Origin of the sequence: Pseudomonas marincola, assembly GCF_900682675.2 — a bacterium.
Classification (GTDB): Bacteria; Pseudomonadota; Gammaproteobacteria; order Pseudomonadales; family Pseudomonadaceae; genus Aquipseudomonas; species Aquipseudomonas marincola.
This window is the reverse complement of record NZ_LR215729.2, coordinates 3,337,809-3,356,864: the sequence shown is the minus strand read 5'-3', so window position 1 is coordinate 3,356,864 and position 19,056 is coordinate 3,337,809. Positions and strand designations below refer to the sequence as shown.

The window sequence follows — 19,056 nt, the reverse complement described above, 5'->3', positions numbered from 1 at the left end:
TTTCGCGGTCTACCTGATCGGTGATTACGGTGGCGAATTTGACCACTTTGTAGAGGCGGTCATGGGCATCGTAAATCGGGTTGTAAGAGGCTTCGAGCCAAACGACCCGGCCGTGGCTGTCGACGCGCTTGAAGCGGTCGGCGATGAATTCACCACGGCGCAGTTTGTCCCAGAAGTGTTGATACTCAACAGAACTGTGTTCTTCGTGCTCGCAGAACTGGCGGTGATGCTTGCCTTTGATTTGCTCAAGCGTATAGCCCATCGACTGCAGGAAACGGTCGTTGGCAGTGAGTACTTCGCCATTGAGATTGAACTCGATAACGGCCGTCGAGCGCTGTAGCGCTTCAATCAGGTTTTCGTGTTCGCGCGAGGTTTCAATCGTGCGTGTAAGGTCGCTGGCATACACCGAGCAATGCAGAATATTGCCCTGGCTGTCGTGAACGGGCTGAACAATCGCACGTAACCACGCCTCTTCGCCGTCGCCGCGAACAATCTGCAAAGCGCCCGCCCAGTGCGCGCCCTCGCGGATGGCATTTTTCATGCGCACGAAATGTTCGGTGCTCTGCGCATGGGTTGGCACAAGTTCTGTCAGCAGGCGGCCGGTAAGCTTGTCGCCGTGGTGGGCCATCTCTTCCTGAAAATTACGGTTGATCTGAACAATTCGGCCTTGCGCGTCGAGTGTGAGCGCGAGCATTTCCTGATCAAGGCTTTCACGCACCTGTTCGAGTGACGATAGCTTCTCGGTTAGCACCTCGATTTGCTGTTTGTAGTGCTTATTGAACATCTTGATCACCGTCGCAAGGCAGAAGTGTTGGGCAGAACGATTGATGAGCACTGAAGTTGTGGCGCTACTGAGATGAAGTTTCGCGGGCGTGCTCATAAACGCAGTGCTGGCAATGACTCTTAAGTCATCGCTTCATACCCTCTATATCTACAGTTTTTCCGACAACTTTAAGTTAAAAGTCCACTTTCACAGCGCTAAGGCCCGCGCCCGCTCTGGTTCGCAGCCTCATTGAGGGTGCGTCGCGCAGATCAAACTAGGAATATGAATGGCTTTTTGGCATTATTGCGACTGCTTATTATTTGCGTTTGTCGAAAATTCCTATGCGTGCATGTAGCTCCCACATTCTGGCGATCGAGGACGATCCGGTGCTAGCGGCTCATCTTGAGCAGCACCTGCAGAGTCGCGGTTTCTCGGTAACCTTGCAGCGCGACGGCCTGTCGGGCTTAGCCCACGGCAAAGCCGAGACGTTCGATCTGGTGTTGCTGGATGTACTGTTGCCGGGGCTGGACGGCCTTAATGTGTTGGCGCAATTGCGCGACCACAGCAGCGTACCGGTCATCCTGATGTCGGCGCTGGGTGCCGAGCAGGACCGAATTGCCGGCTTCACTCAGGGTGCTGATGACTATCTGCCCAAGCCCTTCACCATGGCCGAACTTGAGGTGCGCATCGCCGCGATCATGCGCCGTGTTGCGTTTGAGCGCGGCTTCGTTGCGGCCAATCAGAATATCTCGGCGTTCGCGCTCGACGCAGAGCGCAATGATGTTTGCCATGAAGGCAATTGGGCGCAGCTGACCCAGACGGAATTTCGCATTCTGGAGTTGCTGGTGCAGCATCAGGGAGAGGTACTGAGCAAGGCGCTGTTGTATCAGCAGATTCTGCACCGGGCATACTCGCGGCACGACCGCGTGCTGGATATGCACATCAGTCATGTACGCCGCAAACTGTCGGCTATTGGTTACGCGGGTGGGCGCATCGAGACGGTTTGGGGCAGAGGATATGCCTTCCAGTCCGGCGATGACTAAGCATGGCCCGCACCTATCCATTGTTCTGGCGCTTGGCTGCATTGCAGTTGGGCGTGTGCATTTTGATCGCCTGGGGCGCCTGGTATTGGGCCGGTAAGGTCGAACAGAGTCGCTCGTTTCTGGAGCCGATAGCCAAGCGCCAGATGCACGCCTATGCCCGCCAGGCTGAGCGGGCCTGGCTGCAAGGTGGCTCGGACGGTGTCGAACACTGGCTGAAGCGGATGGCCAAACGCGAGCCGGGTGTTTGGCTGGTGGTGGTGGACAATAAATGGCGCAGCTTGACCCGCCATAAGTTGGATGCTGAAGACTACGTTCGCTTGCGCCGTGTGCGCGGCTTGGATAATCCGATGAGCAAGCGCGCCCGTGGCCAGCTGTATATCGGCATGCCCTTTGTGCACGCGCCGCAGCAGGGCCAGTTGGTGATGCAGTTGCCGCAGCGGTTTTTGCCCGAAGGGTTTAACTGGTCGACCCAGATTCTTCTGCATGGTGTGGCGCCAGGTGTTTTGGCGTTGCTGCTGTGCCTGTTTATTTACCGCTTGTTGATTTCCCCGCTTGGGCATCTGCGTGATCAAGCCAATGCGCTGCGTGGCGACCAATTGGCCACACGGGTTAGCCCGCGTGTCAGCCAGCGTCGGGATGAGTTGGGTGATCTGGGGCGCGCGTTTGACCACATGGCCGAGCGCCTGCAAAAGACCATTGCTTTTCAGCGTCAGCTGCTGCGCGACGTGTCCCATGAGTTGCGCACGCCGTTGTCACGTTTGCGGGTCGCCAGCGAATCGCAGACCGAGCTGGAAGCCTTGCGCCAGCGCGTGGATCGCGAAGTGCAGTCGATGCAGCAACTGGTTGACGCAACGCTGGAATTGGCCTGGCTGGACACCGAGCAGCCGCGGCTCGCACTTGAGCCAATCGACATTGGCGCGTTGTGGAGTGTGCTGTGTGAAGACGCCTGCTTCGAAAGCGGCTGGCAACCAGAGCAGTTGCGTTGCGACCTGCCGGATGGCTGTCGTGTGCTGGGCCATCTGAACAGCCTGGCGCAGGCGCTGGAAAATATTCTGCGCAATGCGATTCGACATTCACCGGCTGGCGGTATCGTGACGCTCAGCGGTAAACGGGAGGCGGATACCTGGCTGCTGCAAATTGAGGATCAGGGCGGCGGCGTCGCTGAGTCGGAACTTGAGAACATCTTCCGACCCTTCACCCGGCTCAGTGCCGCGCGCCCTGGCGGTGAGGGATACGGGCTCGGATTGGCCATCGCTAAAGGGGCGTTGAAGCTGCAGGACGCTTCAATTTGGGCGGAAAATACCGGGCAGGGGCTGCGGCTGTGTGTGCGTTTGCAAACTGTATAGTTTGTAAATGATCTTTATTCTCAAGTGAGAATATATATCATCACTGCCGCTGGCGCAGAGAGGAGCCGCCATCAGGCTCTCTTGATGCGCTAAAAACGCATTCAAGGAGAGAGTTGATGCAGCCCCGATTTACTTTCAACCACCTGACCCTGGCATTCCTCGCTATCAGTGCACCGCAGGTATCGTTCGGCGCAGAGGCCGACACCAATACCGTGCAGCTGCAAGATACATATGTGCTCGGGACTGCAGAGGAAGAACTCAAGCAGGCGCCGGGCGTATCGATTATCACGGCTGAAGACATCAAAAAGCAGCCGCCGGTCAATGACCTCTCCGACATCATCCGCAAGATGCCAGGCGTCAACCTGACCGGCAACAGCGCCACCGGCCAGTACGGCAACAACCGCCAGATCGACCTGCGCGGCATGGGCCCTGAAAACACCCTGATCCTGATTGATGGCAAGCCTGTGAGTTCACGCAACTCGGTGCGCATGGGCCGCAGCGGTGAGCGCAATACCCGCGGCGATACCAACTGGGTTCCGGCGCAGGCAGTCGAGCGTATTGAGGTTTTGCGCGGCCCGGCGGCAGCACGTTACGGCTCGGGCGCGGCCGGTGGTGTGATCAATATCATCACCAAAGCCCCAACGCATGAGCACAGTGGCTCGGTCACAGCCTATGCCAACCTGCCCGAAGACGATGCAGAAGGCACCACCAAGCGCATCAACTTCAACATGGCCGGCCCGCTGGTCGAGGCGTTGTCGTACCGGGTTTACGGTAACTTCAACAAGACCGATGCCGACGACTTGTCGCTCAACGGCGAGTTTGCAGCTTCGCCGACCGCCACACCGCCAGCAGGGCGTGAAGGGGTGCGCAACAAGGATATCGACGGCCTGCTGCGCTGGGATCTCGATCCGCAGCAAACCCTCGAACTGGAAGGCGGTTACAGCCGCCAGGGCAATATCTACGCCGGCGACCGGGCTGTCAGTACCAATGGCACAGACCTGCTGAACGAGTTGGCGGGCGATGGCAAGGAAACCAACATCATGTACCGCCAGTCCGCCTCGCTGACCCACCGCGGCGACTGGGATTTCGGCACCTCGCAAGTGGTTGCCTCGTATGAGAACACCCGCAATCGCCGCCTCAATGAGGGCTTGGCCGGTGGCCCGGAAGGCAGTATTACCACTGCTGATGACATGTCGACGTCCGAGCTTAAAGCGTATCGATTGGCCGGCGAGGTGAATTTGCCTCTGGAAGTCTGGGCGAGCCAGGTGCTGACACTCGGCACCGAACTGACCCGTGACGAGTTGAATGATCCCTACTCAATGACCCAAAGCACTGGCAATGGCGGCGATGTGCCGGGTGCTGAAACGGGCACCCGTTCGGGCAAGTCGGATGCGGACAACTATGCCGTGTTTGCCGAAGACAACATCGAGTTGACGGAACGCTGGATTCTCACGCCGGGGCTGCGTTTCGATCATCACAGTCAGTTCGGCAGCAATTGGAGCCCGAGCCTGAACACATCGTACAAAATCACCGATACCTTTACCGTAAAAGGCGGGGCGGCACGGGCGTTCAAAGCGCCAAACCTGTACCAGTCCAATCCCAACTATCTCTATTACACCCGCGGCAATGGCTGCCCGGTGGACTACCCGAGCCTGGGCAGCGGTTGTTATGTGCAGGGCAGCGATAACCTCGACGCCGAAACCAGCCTTAACAAAGAGATTGGTGTGGTTTTCGATGATGCAGGCTGGAACGCCGGCATCACCTACTTCCATAACGACTACAAGAACAAGATCACGGCAGGTCTTGATCCGGTCGCCACGACCACCAGCAATGGCCGCGTGTTCCAGTGGGAAAACGCACCCAAGGCTGTTGTTGCAGGCTGGGAAGGTAATCTGAATATCCCGTTGCTCGGTGATGAGGGCGACGTCCTCAGCTGGAACAACAACTTCACCTACATGATCGAGAACAACAACAAGGAAACCAATGAACCCTTGTCGGTTATTCCCGAGTACACCATTAACTCGATGCTCGACTGGACCGTTTCGGAGCGTCTGGACCTGTCTCTGAACATGAGCCATTACGGCAAGCAGGAACCCCGCAACCTCACCTCCAGAGGTGATGCGGCTACGGGTGATGAGCTGCGCACACGCGGCAGTTACAGCATCTTTGGCCTCACCGGCAACTTCCAGCTGGATGACACCTGGAGCTTCGCGACCGGTATCAACAACCTGTTCGACAAGCGCCTGTACCGCGAAGCCAACTCCGGCGGGGAAGGGGCCAACACTTACAACGAACCGGGTCGTTCCTACTTTGCCTCGGTGACCGCCAACTTCTGATACCCCGGCTCCTTTGCCCGTTTAGCGACGGGACTTCGCTCCATCAGGTTCGCCCTGATGGAGCACTTTGGTTTCGGCCTTCAACTAATACCAGCACCTGTACACGTTCGAGGATTGCCAATTGAGCGGGACACAAAAACTCGCCGAGCGCAGGCGGAGGGATACGCGATGAAAGCGTTGTTAATGCTGTTTATGGCGATGCTGGCTGGGCCAGTTCTGGCCAAGCCCGACCTCAGCCAAACCATGGGGGATACCTTGGCGCGAAGTGGCTCCGAGAGTTACAGCTTCGAGCGATTTGATCTGGCTGCAGCCGACAACCAGCGCCATTACCGGGTTTATCTGGCGGTGCCAAAACAGCCAGCACCGGCGCAAGGCTATCCGGTGATGTACATGCTCGACGGCAATGCTGCGCTGGCGTCGTTGCAGGAGTCGTGGCTGGCCGAGGCTGAGAATCCACCGTTACTGGTAATGATTGGCTACGACACCGAGCTGCGCATTGAACCGCTGGCGCGAACCTTCGATTACACCCCGTCACCCCTTACCGGCGAGCCTTTTGCCGATGAATCGTCGCAGGGCCGAATGGCCGGCGGCGCCAGCCAGTTTCTTGAACTTATCGAAACCCGGATCAAACCACAGGTTAATGCCAGGCACCGGGTCGACCGGCAGCAGCAAACACTCTGGGGGCATTCATACGGCGGCGTTTTTGTTCTCAACTGCCTGTTTGTACGCCCGGATGCATTCCAGCGATACGTGGCGGTCAGCCCGTCGTTGTGGTGGCAATCGGGCTTGCTTTTACAGGTCGAAAAGCAGCTGCCGCTCAAGGCGCGTGCTCGCGTCATGATCTTGCAGGGCGAGCAAGAAGGGCGCGCTGAAAAGGGCCGGGAAATGCCTGCCGCACGGGCGCAGGCCATGCGCGCAGTCGGCACTGATGCGCTGGCAAAAATGGTCGCCCGGCTCGCGGCTTATCCGCACATTGAGGTTGATTACCAAACGCTGAAGGGGCTTGGGCATGGCCCGATGTTCGCAGCGTCGATTCCATTAGCGATGCAGTTCGCGACTGAACAAGGTGCTCCATGAAACCCTCCCGCTCATTTAGCTGGGCCACTGTGTCGCGCATCATCGCGGCGCTGTTTGGCGGCTACCTCTACACCTACGCCTTTACTGCGGCCATTGCGCAGATGCTGCCACTTGAGCCGCGCGATGCACTGGTGGTCGCGACGTTGCCAGCCTTTGTGATTTATCCACTGACGATCCTCTGGGCTTTAGCGTGCCCGCGCCCGCGAATGGTCTGGGCCAGTGCCGGGCTTGCTTTGCCCTTATTGCTCATCGGGTTCTGGCCGCAGTTTTTGAGGGCCGTGGCATGAAACCATCATCCCTCACGCAGTCCATGTCCTGGCTGCATACATGGGGCGGGCTGATCTTCGGCTGGCTGTTGTTCGCGATTTTCCTGACCGGCACCCTGGCTGTCTTTGATAAGGAAATTGACGTCTGGATGCAGCCCGAGGCCCCGGTCAGTCACGTCGATCAAGCTCAGGCTGCCGAGCATGCAATCAGCTATCTGCAGCGGCATCACGGAGCCGAGAGCGCCTGGGATATCAGCCTGCCGACCGCTCGCTCACCGCTACTCAGCGTGTCTACCGGCGAGCGGCGGCGCAATGCTCCTCGTCAGTATCTCGACCCTAATACCGGCGAGCCGATTGATATTCGCGAGACTGCCGGCGGCCGGTTCTTCTTCCTGTTCCACTTTACTCTGCATATGCCGCGCAACATTGGTATCTGGTTGGTCGGCCTGGCCGCTGTCGGCATGCTGGTGGCGCTGTTCAGCAGCCTGATTATCCATAAAAAATTCTTCAAGGAATTCTTCACCTTTCGGCCCAACAAAGGCCAACGCTCGTGGCTTGATGCGCACAATGCAACCGGCGTGCTGGTGCTGCCGTTTCACCTGATGATTACCTACACCGGCTTGGTGATCTTCTCGTTGATCTATATGCCGGCAGCGGTTGATGCCTTGTTCGATGGCGATCGCGAGGCCGCATTTGGCCGTGGTCAGCCGGCCAAGACCGAGCAGCAGGCGGCTCAGGGAGCACGCAATGGGCGCAGTCAAAGTGAGGGTCGTGGCGAAGGATCTGGCGAACTGGTTGCGCTGACCCCGTTGCAACCGCTGTTGCTGCAAGCGGAGCAGGCTCTGGGTGAGGTGCGCAGTGTGTCCATCAGCCATCCGGGGCGCAGTGATGCACGCATTGAGATGCGCCCGGTGTTGGGCAATCGGATCGAGCTGTCGAAAGGTCTGTCCATGACCTTTGCTGGCGTCAGCGGTGAAGTGTTGAAAATGCCGGAGCAAAGCCGCTGGGCACAACTGACCCAGCGCGTATTGTCGGGCTTGCACTTCGCCCAGTTCGGCGGCTACCCGATGCGCTGGCTGTACTTTTTTTGCGGCATGGCCAGTTGCGCGATGATTGCCACCGGGCTTGTGCTGTTCACGGTAAAACGCCGGCGTCGGCCCGAGGCGGAAGGGCCAATCGCGGCGCGGCTGTACCATCTTGCCGAACGCTTGAATATCAGCGTGATTGCCGGCTTGAGCATTGCCTGTGTGGCGTATCTCTGGGGCAACCGTTTGTTGCCAGCCGAGCTGAGTCAGCGCGGTGATTGGGAAGTGCGGGTGTTCTTTGCCTGCTGGGCACTGAGCCTGCTGCATGCCTATTGCCGTGAACGTACGCAAGCCTGGCGCGAGCAATTGGTCTGTGCGGCCGTTTTGTGTGTATGCATGCCATTGCTCAGCCTGGCGACAATGACTCAGCCGTGGGCCGAGCCAATTCGTGCCTACCTTGAATTATCCACAGTGGCGTGCGGCGCCTTGTTCGCCTTCGCGGCTTGGCGCATTGGCCAGAAGAAGCCTGCGCCGACACCGCGGCGTCAGTCGCGTAACGTTTCTCAGGAATTACTGAATGCTGATTGAGTTTTTTGCCGGTCTGTTGCTGGTGTATGCCGGCATGGTCGCGTTGTGCTTGGGCCTCAAACGCCACTTCAAAAGTATCTGGCAGCGTGAGCCGAGCGCAATCTGGTGTCGCACGTTTCGTGTGTGCGGCTGGCTGCTGCTGGCACTGGGTTTCGCGGCCTGTATCGCCAGCTGGGGCTGGGCCCAAGGCCCGGTTGGCTGGATGGGGCAGGTGAGTTTGGCAGGCTTGGCGCTGGTGTTGTTGATGCCATATCGCCCGCGCTTGGCGACGCTATTGCCGCTGCTGGGCTTACCGTTTTTGCTCTCGGCCTGGCTGTTGGCTTAATGCCCGCGTTTTCGGCCGGTATTAATCGTATGGCCGAAAAAAGCCCCACCGTTACCGGGCGGGGCTTGCAGGGTTTTCTCGTGAGGCGTGGCGATCAGCTGTTTGGCTGCCAGCCGCCACCGAGGGTTTTGTAGATGGCAACGATACCGCTATATAACTCGACTTCGGCTTGCGCCTGAGAGTCTTCCGCTGCCAGCCGTTCGCGCTCTGCATCGAGCAATACCAGGAAATCCACCGTGCCTTCGCGATAACGCACGCCAGCTTGTTCGGCTGCGGCGCGGCTGGCTTCGGATTGGCGAATTAATGCGAGCAGGCGCTGCTGGCGTTTGGCGTAGTCGCTAAAGGCGTTTTCCGATTCCTCCAGTGCCAGTAATACCTGTTGCTCGTACTGCGCCAATGCACCTTGCGCTTGGGCATTGGCGCTGCGAATCCTGGCCCGGACGCTGCCCAGATCAAACGCTGCCCAACTGATGGTCGGCGATACCGCCCAGGCACGTGCTGCCGATGCACCGATTTGCGAGCCACGGCCTGCGGTGAAACCAAGGAAACCGCTGAGGCTGACCCGTGGGAACAAGTCTGCGGTGGCAACGCCAACATTGGCGGTTGCCGCTGCAAGGCTCTGCTCGGCTGAGCGAATATCCGGCCGGCGGCGCAGCAGTTCGGCCGGGTCGCCAATGGGCAATGCCTTGGCGATTGCCGGGATTGGCTGCGGCGTCAGATCAATACTCATCTGGTCGGCGCGCTGGCCGAGCAGGGTGGCGATGCGGTTTCGCGCACGCACCTGCTCGGCCTGTAGTTGCGGCACGCTGGCCTCAACCGCTGCCAGCCGTGCATCGGCGCGCAGCACATCGAGTTCACTGCCCACACCCGCGTCGCGCAGCAGTTCGGTGATGCCGCGTGACTCTTGCTGGTTCTTCAGGTTTTCGCGGGCGATATGCTCGCGTAACTGGGCCCCGCGCAAGCTGCCATACGCATCGACCAGTTCTGCGATCAGGCTCACCTGCAACTGATAGTAATCCGCTTCGGCGACTTCTATCTGTGCATCGCTGGCTTCCAGTTGGCGCTGGATACGACCGAACAGGTCCAGCTCCCAGACCATGTCCAGACCAAGGTCGTAGCGCTCGGTCTTCACTCTGTCTTCGCTGATGTCGGGTTGTTGCGCCTTGCCAATGTCGCTGCTGGCACGGCTGGTAATGGTCGGCAGGCGGTCATTGGCCACGTCATCGCGAATTGCCCTCGCGGCTTGCAGACGGGAGAAGGCCACGCGTAGTTCACGGTTGCTTTGCAACGACTGCGCAACCAACTTGTTCAGCGTCGGGTCTTCAAACTGTTGCCACCACAGCGTTTCAAAGCGCTTCTGGTCATATCGACCCGCCGCTATCTGGGAGAGCTGCGCCGGGCTGTTTTCCGGCTGCTTGAAGTCCGGGCCGACGGCACAGGCCGAGACTGCCAGCGCGAGCAGTGCGGGGGCGAATAATTTCAGTTTCATGCCTGCACCTCCTGCAAACGCAACGCGCGCCTGGCTTCGCGTTTTTCGACAAAGCCGCGCAGCAATACATAGAACACGGGCGTGAGCAGCAGACCGAAGAAGGTCACACCGAGCATGCCGCTGAACACCGCGACACCCATTGCATGGCGCATTTCGGCACCGGCACCGGAGCTGATTACCAGTGGTACAACGCCCATGATGAAGGCAAAGCTGGTCATCAGAATCGGCCGCAGACGCAGGCGGCAGGCTTCGAGTACCGCGCTGACTCGGTCCATGCCTTCTTCCTGTTTCTCCTTGGCGAACTCAACAATCAGAATCGCGTTCTTACAGGCCAGACCGACCAATACGATTAGCCCGATCTGGGTGAAGATGTTGTTGTCGCCACCCGCCAGAATCACCCCGGTAATGGCCGAAAGCAGGGTCATCGGTACAATCAGGATCACCGCCAGTGGCAGGCTCCAGCTTTCGTACTGAGCGGCCAGCACAAGAAACGCCAGCAACACACAGAGTGGGAAAACAAACAGCGCCGTATTGCCCGCCAAGATCTGCTGATAGGTCAGCTCGGTCCATTCGTAGCTCATGCCGTTTGGCAGTTGCTCAGCCAGCAAACGCTCCATCGCTGCCTGCGCTTGCCCCGAGCTATAGCCGGGTGCTGCGCCGCCGTTGATTTCAGCGGTAATGAAGCCGTTGTAATGCATGACCCGATCCGGCCCTGCGCTGTCACTGACCTTGATAAAGGTCGAGAGCGGCACCATTTCGCCACGGTTGTTGCGCACCTTCAGCTGACCGATCTGGTCGGCATCGACACGAAACTTCTGATCTGCCTGCACGTTAACCTGATAGGTGCGGCCAAAACGGTTGAAGTCATTGGCGTACAGCGAGCCCAGATACACCTGCATGGTGTCGAAGATATCGCTGATCGCCACGCCGTGGGTCTTGGCCTTGTCGCGGTCGATATCGGCATCGATCTGCGGCACATTCACCTGATAACTGGTGAACAGACCTGCCAGCTCCGGGTAGTCGTGGCTCTTGGCAATAACGTTCTGAACCTGCTTGTACAGCTCGTCATAACCGAGGCCGCCACGGTCTTGCACCTGCACGCGGAAACCGCCAATCGTACCCAAGCCCTGTACCGGCGGCGGTGGGAAAATCGCAATGTAGGCATCCTGAATATCGGCAAACTTGGCGTTAAGGTCGGCAGCAATCGCGCTGGCCGAGAGGCTCGGGTCTTTGCGTTCATCGAATGGTTTCAGCGGGGTGAACACAATTCCGCTGTTCGGGCTGTTGGTAAAACCGTTGATCGACAGACCCGGGAACGCCACGGTGTTCTCGACACCGGGATGCTCACTGGCAATTTGCGACATGCGTTTGATCACATCTTCGGTGCGATCAAGGCTGGCCGCATCCGGCAGTTGGGCAAAGGCGACCAGGTATTGCTTATCCTGCGGCGGAACGAAGCCGGTGGGCGTGGTGGCGAAACCGAAATAGGTCAGAATCATCAAGCCGCCGTAGGTCAGCATGGCAATGCTGCTACTGCGCAGTACACGGGTCACAGTGCCTACGTAACCATGGCTGGCGCGCTCGAACATACGGTTGAACGGGGTGAACAACCAGCCGCCAAAGACCCGCTCAAGCCCGCGCGAAAAGCGGTCTTTGGGCGCATCGTGGCTTTTCAGCAGAACCGCTGCCAGCGCGGGTGAGAGCGTCAGCGAGTTGAATGCCGAAATCACCGTCGAGATGGCAATGGTCAAGGCAAACTGTTGATAGAACTGGCCAGTTAAGCCGGAGATAAACGCCGTGGGCACGAACACCGCGCAGAGCACTAATGCCGTGGCGACAATTGGCCCGGTGACTTCCTTCATTGCCTGCTTGGTGGCTTCGACCGGGGATTTGCCCAGGCCAATATTGCGCTCGACGTTTTCCACCACGACGATGGCGTCATCCACCACGATACCGATCGCCAGTACCAGGCCAAATAGTGAAAGCGCGTTGAGTGAGAACCCCATTAAATGCATGACCGCGAACGTACCGATCAACGACACCGGCACAGCAGCCAGCGGAATGATCGAGGCGCGCCAGGTTTGCAGGAACAGAATGACTACCAATACCACCAGCACCAGTGCTTCCAGCAAGGTGTGCACCACGGCTTCAATGGAGCCGCGAACGAAGATGGTCGGGTCGTAAACGATCTCGTAGTCGACGCCCTGCGGGAAGCTCTTTTTCAGCTCTGCCATACGTTCGCGCACCGAATCGGAGATTTCGATGGCGTTGGAGCCGGGGCGCTGGAACACCGGAATCGCGACAGCAGGCTTGTTGTTCAGCAACGAGCGCAAAGCGTATTTGCTGGAGCCAAGTTCTACCCGGGCGATGTCCTTGAGGCGGGTGATCTCACCGTTTTCGCCGGCGCGAATAATGATGTTCTCAAACTCTTCCTCAGAGACCAGCCGGCCCTGTGTGTTGATAGACAACTGAAAACTGTTGTCGCTCGAGGTTGGCGGCGCACCCAATGAGCCGGCGGCAACCTGACGGTTCTGCTCGCGTATCGCGTTGACCACATCGGTCGCCGTGAGGTTGCGCGAGGCCACCTTGTTCGGGTCGAGCCACACACGAAGCGAATAGTTGCCCAGACCAAACAGCTGTACATCACCGACACCGTCGAGGCGCGCCAGCTCGTCTTTGACGTTTAGCGCGGCGTAGTTCGACAGGTACAGCATGTCGTAACGGTTATCCGGCGATGTCAGGTGCACCACCATGGTCAGGTCGGGCGAGGCTTTATCGACCGTCACACCCAAGCGCTGCACCTCGGTTGGCAAGGTTGGCATGGTTCGCGTTACGCGGTTTTGCACCTGAACCTGGGCGTTGTCGAGATCGGTGCCGAGGGCGAATGTCACGGTTAGCGTCAGCGCGCCATCCGAGGTGGCCTGTGACGACATATAAAGCATGCCTTCAACGCCAACAATCGCCTGTTCCAGCGGTGAGGCGACAGTTTCGCCGATTACTTTGGGGTTGGCGCCGGGGAAGCTGGTGCGCACCACAACCGTTGGCGGCACGACTTCCGGGTATTCGCTGATCGGCAGTTGAAACAGGGATATTGCGCCGGCTATCAAGATCAGCAGCGACAGAACCGCTGCGAAAATGGGCCGTTTGATAAAGAACTGAGAAAAATTCATGGGTCTCTACTCTTAACCGCGGGGTGCTGCGTTGGGTTGAGCAGGGCGCTCGGCGATGCCTTCGGCCGTGTTGACGGTCGAGTCCACTTGCTGACGAATACGGGCAAGGCTGGCCAGTGTTTCTTCATCGGCCATGGCGACTTTCTGCGGGTCTACCGTTGAGCCGGGCATGGCATGCTGCAAGCCGTTGACGACAATCTTGTCGCCTTTGGCCAGACCGCTGCGCACAACGCGCAGGCCTTCGACCTTGGGGCCCAATTCGATGGCGCGGTAATTCACGGTGTTGTCATCCGCGAGCACCAGCACGAACTTCTTGCCCAGATCGGTGCCGACGGCCTCGTCCTGAATCAGCATCGCCGAATAGGTATTGCTGCCCACCAGCTTCAGGCGTGCGTACAGGCCCGGTGTGTATTCGCCTTGGCTGTTGTCGAATACGGCGCGACCGCGAATGGTGCCGGTTTGCGGATTGACCTGGTTATCCAGAAAGTCCAGTTTGCCGAGGTGTGGGAAGTCGCTTTCATTGGACAGGCCCAGATACACCGGGCTGGCGTCGCGTGTGTTCTTACCGGCCTTTTGCGCCAGATCCACGTACTTGAGGAACGTCTGCTCGTCGGCATCGAAATAGGCGTAAACCTTGTCGGTTGAGACCACCGAGGTGAGCAGCGACTCGCTGGCCGTCACCAGATTGCCAGCGGTGATTTCCGCGCGGCTTACGCGCCCGTCAATCGGTGAAATAACGCGGGTAAAACTCAGGTTGAGACGCGCGTTATCCAGTTCGGCCTGAATACCGGCAACATTGGCCTGTGCTTCCTGGGCGCTGCTGGTTCTGGCGTCTGCCAGTTCGGCGGAAATTGCATTGCTCTTGCGCAAACGCTCGCCGCGCTGTGCTTCGCTGCGCGTACGGGCATACGCAGAGCGAGCCTGATTGAGCTGGGCTTCGAGGCGTTTGACCTCTGCATTGAAGGGGCGTGGATCGATTTGAAAGAGCAGGTCGCCTTTCTTTACCAGGCTGCCTTCGGCGAAAGCGACCTTGTCGATAAAGCCGGAAACACGCGGGCGAATTTCGACCGACTCAGGCGCTTCAAGGCGGCCGGTGAACTCATCCCATTCGTTGATTGGTTGTTCGATAACTTCAGCAACGCTGACTTTAGCGGCGTGCTGCTGTTGTGAGGTTTGTTCGGTTTTTCCGCATGCACTGAGTACGACTGCTGCAAGCACTGCAAGTGGAAGATGCCAGATCTTGGTGTTTGGCTGTTCCATGATGATCCCCGCCCGTGGGTTTATTGAATGGGCGGATTTTGCGGCGGGCTGCGGTCTTGAACGAATCGAACGGCGCGAAACTTACTATCGTTGAAAATGATTATGAGATACCCAATATTGTCACCGACCAATAGTAGGGCGAAGGCGTAATAGTTTATTAAGTTGCGCACCTTGATGGTGCGCTTTACAGGCTGTCCGGGTCGCCAACAAACATCTGAATTCGCGAGCGCAGCCAGCGTTCGGCCGGATCGTTGTCTTGTGCACCGCGCCAGGCCATGTGTAATTCGAATGTTTTACTCTCAAACGGCAGCGGTTCCGTGCGCAGGCCTCCAGCCGCCGTGAGTGCCGCTGCGGTGTAATCCGGTACGCTGGCGACAATGTCGGTGCCACTTAGCAGCGGGCCAAGCGCATTGAACTGCGGCACCGCCAGAACAACCCGGCGTTTGCGGTCGAGTTTTGCCAGTTCTTCATCAATAAAGCCGCTGAGGTCGCCTGCAAATGAAACCAGTGCGTGTGGCCGCGCGCAGTAGTCGTCGAGCGACAACGGCCCCGGCACACTGTCGGCGCGCAGCAGTTTAGGCAGGCTGCGGCGCACCACTTTGCGCTTGGCGTTGGCGGGCAGGTCTTCTGTGTAGCAAACCCCCACCGATATTTCGCCGGATGACAGCATGCCGGGCATTAACAGGTAGTTGGTGCGCCGTACGACCAGTACCACGCCCGGCGCTTCGGCGCGCAAACGTTTGATCAGCGGTGGTAGCAGGCCGAACTCCACGTCATCCGACAGGCCGATGCGAAACACCGCCGTGCTGGTGGTTGGGTCGAATTCAGACGCGCGGCTAACAGCCGTGGAAATGTAGTCGAGCGCGGGAGATAGCAGGCTGAAAATTTCCTGCGCACGCGGAGTGGGTTCCATGCTTCTGCCGGTGCGCACAAACAGCGGATCGTCGAACAGGCCGCGCAGGCGTGACAGCGATGCGCTGATCGCCGGCTGGCCGAGAAACAGTTTCTCGGCTGCGCGGGTAACGCTGCGCTCATGCATCAACGTTTCGAACACGATCAGAAGATTCAGGTCTACTCGGCGGAGATCGTTACGGTTCATCCGGCATCCATTCAGGCATTGTCTGTGCAGATTATTGCGCACTTCTGGCCATTGCGGCGCATTTCGCTTTAGCAATATAGCCGCGCAAGCGGTTAATATTGGACAGGGGTAACATCATCGCCAAGCATGATCAGTATTACTACAGGCAGATGGTGTTACTGACAAAGGCCCTATAAAGTTTGAGTCTAAAGGGGTCAACCGAAGAGGTTTTTGATGTCCCGTATCATCCGTTTCCATCAGTTTGGCGAGGCAGACGTCCTCAAAATCGAAGAGCGCTCGCGCCCTGCGCCTGCCGCTGGCGAAGTGTTGATCGGCGTCGAATCAATCGGAGTCAGCTGGCACGACGTACTGTGGCGGCAGAATCTGGCGCCAACAGCCGCACAATTGCCAGCGGGTTTGGGCTTCGAAGTCGCGGGCGTGATTCTGGCCGTCGGCGAGGGTGTAGATGATCTGGCTGTTGGCGATAAGGTCGCCAGCTTCCCGGCGCACAGCCCCAATGACTATCCGGCGTATGCGGACGAAGTGGTGTTGCCGCGTGGTTCTGTGACGCGCTACGCCGACAACCTGACTGCCGAACAGGCCAGTGTGCACTTTCTGCCATCAATGGTCGGCTGGTTTGGTCTGGTCGAGTTGGCGCGCATCAAGGCGGGTGAAACCGTATTGGTGACGGCTGCCAACAAGTGCTGGGGGCCGTACGTCGTACAAATGGCCAAAGCACTGGGCGGGCAAGTGATCGCCGCGATTGACGATGCTGAAGACCGCGATTTTGTCCGCGAGCTTGGCGCTGATCATGTAATTGTCACCGAAGAGCAGGATCTGGTGACCCGTATCAACAAGCTGACCGACAACCGTGGCGTCAATATCGTCATGGATGCCTTGGGTGGGCCGACCATGTGCCTGCTTGGCGATGCTTTGGCGCCGTGCGGGCGTCTGGTGTTGTACGGGTTGCAGGGCGGTAATGAAACACCATTCCCGGCCTGTGCAGCGTTCCAGAAGAACATTCAGTTCTTTGTTCACTGCATCGGTAACTTTACCGGTAAAAAGGAGTTGGGCATCGAGCAGGATAAAGCGGCGGTGGCCAAAGCCTTGCAAGGCATCAATCAGCTGACGGCGGACGGCTTGCTGAAACCGCTGATTGATAAAAGCTTTGCATTCAACAAGGTTGGCGCCGCGCATCAGTACATGAGCACTTGCCCGAGCCGTGGCCGTGTGGTGCTTAACGTCTGAAGCCTGGTGCTGGATTAAAAACGCCCTGACATGTTCAGGGCGTTTTTGTATGTGCATGAAAAGCTGGCGGGTTTACTTCAAACCGTTGGGCTCGATAGCGTCACTGTCGAACAGGGTTTCGAGTTCGGCGCGGGCCTCTCTGGCGGTTTGCATCAGCGCAGCCTTGTCGCCGTGCACCTTCTGCTGGGCGGCCAGCACTTCTTCATCATGACGCTGGAAGCGGCGCACCCGTGAGCTGGCTTGCTCTTCGCTGAGGCCCAGGCCGATTAGCGTCAGGCGGCTCATTTCGAGGCTGGAGAAGAAGGTTTCGCGGACCACTTGCGCCTTAAGGTCGATCAGGCGATGGACGTTATACCGGTTGCGCGCACGGGCAATGACTTTGACATGCGGGTAAAGGGTACGGACCAGCTCGACCACCTTGAAATTGGTGTCGGGATCATCACTGGCTACCACCATAAACTCAGCTTTGCCGACCTGAGCGGCGCGGAGGATTTCCGGGCGCAGCGGGTCGCCATAAAAGATTGGCATATTACCGATGCTACGTTGCAGCTCGATACTGGCGATTTCGGTGTCCAGTGCGACAAAGGGCACACGCTGGGCGCGCAATATACGCGCGACAATCTGGCCCATCCGGCCCATACCGGCAATGACCACACGTGGCTCGTCACTGTCCATGTTGCGGTATTCATCCGGCACCTCGGGCTCGCTCACTGGCTGCGGCTTGCTCAAGCGGCTGGTCAGCAGCATCAGCAGCGGTGCCATTGCCATCGACAGCGTAATGGCGAGTATCAGCAGGCTGTGTACGTTCGGGGCAAACATACCGTTGTCGTTGGCGATCTGGAACACCACGAAAGCGAATTCACCGCCACTTGCCAGCACAATGCCCAAACGCAAGGCGCCCTGACGATCCAGATCACCGGCCAGACGGCCGACCGCATAGAGCACCGGCAGCTTTAACAGCACCAACAGCGCCGTGAGCCCCAGTACCATCAGCGGATTGGAGAGCAGCAAGCCGAGGTCTGCGGTCATGCCCACGCTGATAAAGAACAGGCCAAGCAGCAGCCCCTTGAACGGCTCAATTTGCGATTCGAGTTCATGGCGGTATTCCGAGTCCGCCAGCAGCAAGCCTGCAAGGAAAGCTCCGAGTGCCATCGACACGCCTGCCAGTTCCATCAGCCAGGCCGTGCCGATTACCACCAGCAACGCGGTGGCGGTGGAGACTTCCTGCAAATTGGTCTTGGCGACGATGCGAAACACTGGCCGCAACAGATACCGCCCGCCAACGACCACTACGCCGATACTGCCGAGCACTTTCAGCACCTGGCCGGTATCGCTGGCGTGCATGCTCATGTCGCTGGTGCCGCTGAGGATGGGAACCAGCGCAATCAGCGGGATTGCGGCGATGTCCTGAAACAGCAGAATGGCGAAGGCCAGACGGCCGTGGGGTTTGTTCAGCTCCTTGCGCTCGGCGAGCATTTGCAAGCCCAGGGCGGTGGATGAAAGCGCCAGCCCCAGGCCAAGAACCACCGCGGTGTTCAGTGACTGGCCAAAGGCATACATGGCCACCAGCGCAATCAGTAATCCGGTGAGCAGCACCTGCGCCATGCCGACGCCAAACACCGCTTTGCGCATCAGCCAGAGACGCCGGGGAGAGAGTTCGAGGCCGATGATGAACAGCAATAACACCACGCCCAACTCGGAGATATGGCCGACGCTTTGCGGGTCGCTGACCAAACCGAGTACCGAAGGGCCAATGACCACGCCCGCCAGCAAATAGCCCAAAACCGCGCCCAGTTGCAGGCGTTTGGCTAATGGCACTGCAACCACGGCGGCAACTAAAAACACCACAATGATTTGCAGTACGCTTGATCCTTCATGCATGGCAATTTCCTTGGTTTTGGTGTTGCCTAAACGCCCATATGGCCGGGCTAACTAGGCACGTGTAAGGCCGATATTGCTAGCGCTGGGGCGCAGATGAGTCGCCGTGGGCACCACGCTGCGCTCTCGGCAGGTTTTGGCAGCCGAGCAGGTTTTGAGGTGTG

Annotated in this window: 13 protein-coding genes and 1 pseudogene; 8 read left to right on the top strand and 6 right to left on the bottom strand. The window is 58.5% G+C overall.

Annotated elements, in window-relative coordinates; genetic code table 11:
- Positions 1 to 7: 7 nt before the first annotated feature.
- A pseudogene (locus PMYSY11_RS22145) lies at positions 8 to 694 on the bottom strand (PAS domain-containing protein); the annotation flags it as partial.
- Positions 695 to 1,104: 410 nt separating this feature from the next.
- Between PMYSY11_RS22145 and PMYSY11_RS15680 the strand changes: the two are divergent.
- From PMYSY11_RS15680 to PMYSY11_RS15650, 7 genes are all read left to right on the top strand, one after another.
- Complete coding sequence (locus PMYSY11_RS15680) at positions 1,105 to 1,806, top strand: response regulator transcription factor (protein ID WP_150547378.1); 702 nt, start codon at positions 1,105 to 1,107, stop codon at positions 1,804 to 1,806.
- Positions 1,807 to 1,808: 2 nt separating this feature from the next.
- Positions 1,809 to 3,152 (top strand): HAMP domain-containing sensor histidine kinase, encoded by a 1,344-nt coding sequence (locus tag PMYSY11_RS15675; protein ID WP_150547377.1) that lies wholly within the window; start codon positions 1,809 to 1,811, stop codon positions 3,150 to 3,152.
- A 116-nt stretch (positions 3,153 to 3,268) separates the two neighbouring features.
- Positions 3,269 to 5,488, top strand: a complete 2,220-nt coding sequence (locus PMYSY11_RS15670) for a TonB-dependent siderophore receptor (protein ID WP_150547376.1) — start codon at positions 3,269 to 3,271, stop codon at positions 5,486 to 5,488.
- A 168-nt stretch (positions 5,489 to 5,656) separates the two neighbouring features.
- The gene (locus PMYSY11_RS15665) at positions 5,657 to 6,565 is read left to right on the top strand and encodes an alpha/beta hydrolase (RefSeq protein ID WP_172970625.1); all 909 of its coding nucleotides are present in this window, start codon (positions 5,657 to 5,659) and stop codon (positions 6,563 to 6,565) included.
- Complete coding sequence (locus PMYSY11_RS15660; RefSeq protein ID WP_150547374.1) at positions 6,562 to 6,852, top strand: iron transporter; 291 nt, start codon at positions 6,562 to 6,564, stop codon at positions 6,850 to 6,852. The genes PMYSY11_RS15665 and PMYSY11_RS15660 overlap by 4 nt, the downstream gene beginning before the upstream one ends.
- A complete protein-coding gene (locus PMYSY11_RS15655; protein WP_150547373.1) occupies positions 6,849 to 8,444 on the top strand; it encodes a PepSY-associated TM helix domain-containing protein in 1,596 nt (531 codons plus the stop codon). Before PMYSY11_RS15660 ends, PMYSY11_RS15655 begins: the two co-directional genes overlap by 4 nt.
- Positions 8,434 to 8,769, top strand: a complete 336-nt coding sequence (locus tag PMYSY11_RS15650) for a DUF3325 domain-containing protein (protein WP_150547372.1) — start codon at positions 8,434 to 8,436, stop codon at positions 8,767 to 8,769. Before PMYSY11_RS15655 ends, PMYSY11_RS15650 begins: the two co-directional genes overlap by 11 nt.
- Positions 8,770 to 8,863: 94 nt before the next feature.
- Here PMYSY11_RS15650 and PMYSY11_RS15645 read toward each other — a convergent pair whose 3' ends face one another.
- The 4 genes from PMYSY11_RS15645 to PMYSY11_RS15630 all read right to left on the bottom strand — a co-directional run bounded on the left by PMYSY11_RS15645 (position 8,864) and on the right by PMYSY11_RS15630 (position 15,787).
- Entirely contained in the window at positions 8,864 to 10,258 is a 1,395-nt protein-coding gene (locus PMYSY11_RS15645; RefSeq protein WP_150547371.1) for an efflux transporter outer membrane subunit, read from the bottom strand.
- Positions 10,255 to 13,428, bottom strand: a complete 3,174-nt coding sequence (locus tag PMYSY11_RS15640; RefSeq protein WP_069899440.1) for an efflux RND transporter permease subunit — start codon at positions 13,426 to 13,428, stop codon at positions 10,255 to 10,257. The genes PMYSY11_RS15645 and PMYSY11_RS15640 overlap by 4 nt, the downstream gene beginning before the upstream one ends.
- A gap of 12 nt (positions 13,429 to 13,440) precedes the next feature.
- Positions 13,441 to 14,688, bottom strand: a complete 1,248-nt coding sequence (gene mexE, locus PMYSY11_RS15635; protein ID WP_069899439.1) for a multidrug efflux RND transporter periplasmic adaptor subunit MexE — start codon at positions 14,686 to 14,688, stop codon at positions 13,441 to 13,443.
- Between the two features lie 184 nt (positions 14,689 to 14,872).
- Positions 14,873 to 15,787 carry a LysR family transcriptional regulator gene (locus tag PMYSY11_RS15630; RefSeq protein ID WP_090508868.1) on the bottom strand — a complete coding sequence of 305 codons (915 nt, stop codon included), beginning with the start codon at positions 15,785 to 15,787 and terminating at the stop codon, positions 14,873 to 14,875.
- A 213-nt stretch (positions 15,788 to 16,000) separates the two neighbouring features.
- Here PMYSY11_RS15630 and PMYSY11_RS15625 point away from each other — a divergent pair, with 213 nt between their 5' ends.
- Positions 16,001 to 17,014 (top strand): zinc-dependent alcohol dehydrogenase family protein, encoded by a 1,014-nt coding sequence (locus PMYSY11_RS15625; protein WP_090508867.1) that lies wholly within the window; start codon positions 16,001 to 16,003, stop codon positions 17,012 to 17,014.
- A 72-nt stretch (positions 17,015 to 17,086) separates the two neighbouring features.
- Here PMYSY11_RS15625 and PMYSY11_RS15620 read toward each other — a convergent pair whose 3' ends face one another.
- On the bottom strand, positions 17,087 to 18,895 hold the full coding sequence (locus tag PMYSY11_RS15620) for a monovalent cation:proton antiporter-2 (CPA2) family protein (RefSeq protein WP_150547370.1): 1,809 nt from the start codon (positions 18,893 to 18,895) through the stop codon (positions 17,087 to 17,089).
- Between the last annotated feature and the right edge of the window lie 161 nt (positions 18,896 to 19,056).

Coding starts and splice junctions, on each gene's coding strand:
- PMYSY11_RS15630 (WP_090508868.1), bottom strand. CDS start 15,787: ATGAACCGTAACGATCTCCGCCGAGTAGACCTGAATCTTCTGATCGTG.
- PMYSY11_RS15650 (WP_150547372.1), top strand. CDS start 8,434: ATGCTGATTGAGTTTTTTGCCGGTCTGTTGCTGGTGTATGCCGGCATG.
- mexE (WP_069899439.1), bottom strand. CDS start 14,688: ATGGAACAGCCAAACACCAAGATCTGGCATCTTCCACTTGCAGTGCTT.
- PMYSY11_RS15625 (WP_090508867.1), top strand. CDS start 16,001: ATGTCCCGTATCATCCGTTTCCATCAGTTTGGCGAGGCAGACGTCCTC.
- PMYSY11_RS15655 (WP_150547373.1), top strand. CDS start 6,849: ATGAAACCATCATCCCTCACGCAGTCCATGTCCTGGCTGCATACATGG.
- PMYSY11_RS15680 (WP_150547378.1), top strand. CDS start 1,105: ATGCGTGCATGTAGCTCCCACATTCTGGCGATCGAGGACGATCCGGTG.
- PMYSY11_RS15660 (WP_150547374.1), top strand. CDS start 6,562: ATGAAACCCTCCCGCTCATTTAGCTGGGCCACTGTGTCGCGCATCATC.
- PMYSY11_RS15640 (WP_069899440.1), bottom strand. CDS start 13,428: ATGAATTTTTCTCAGTTCTTTATCAAACGGCCCATTTTCGCAGCGGTT.
- PMYSY11_RS15665 (WP_172970625.1), top strand. CDS start 5,657: ATGAAAGCGTTGTTAATGCTGTTTATGGCGATGCTGGCTGGGCCAGTT.
- PMYSY11_RS15645 (WP_150547371.1), bottom strand. CDS start 10,258: ATGAAACTGAAATTATTCGCCCCCGCACTGCTCGCGCTGGCAGTCTCG.
- PMYSY11_RS15670 (WP_150547376.1), top strand. CDS start 3,269: ATGCAGCCCCGATTTACTTTCAACCACCTGACCCTGGCATTCCTCGCT.
- PMYSY11_RS15620 (WP_150547370.1), bottom strand. CDS start 18,895: ATGCATGAAGGATCAAGCGTACTGCAAATCATTGTGGTGTTTTTAGTT.
- PMYSY11_RS15675 (WP_150547377.1), top strand. CDS start 1,809: ATGGCCCGCACCTATCCATTGTTCTGGCGCTTGGCTGCATTGCAGTTG.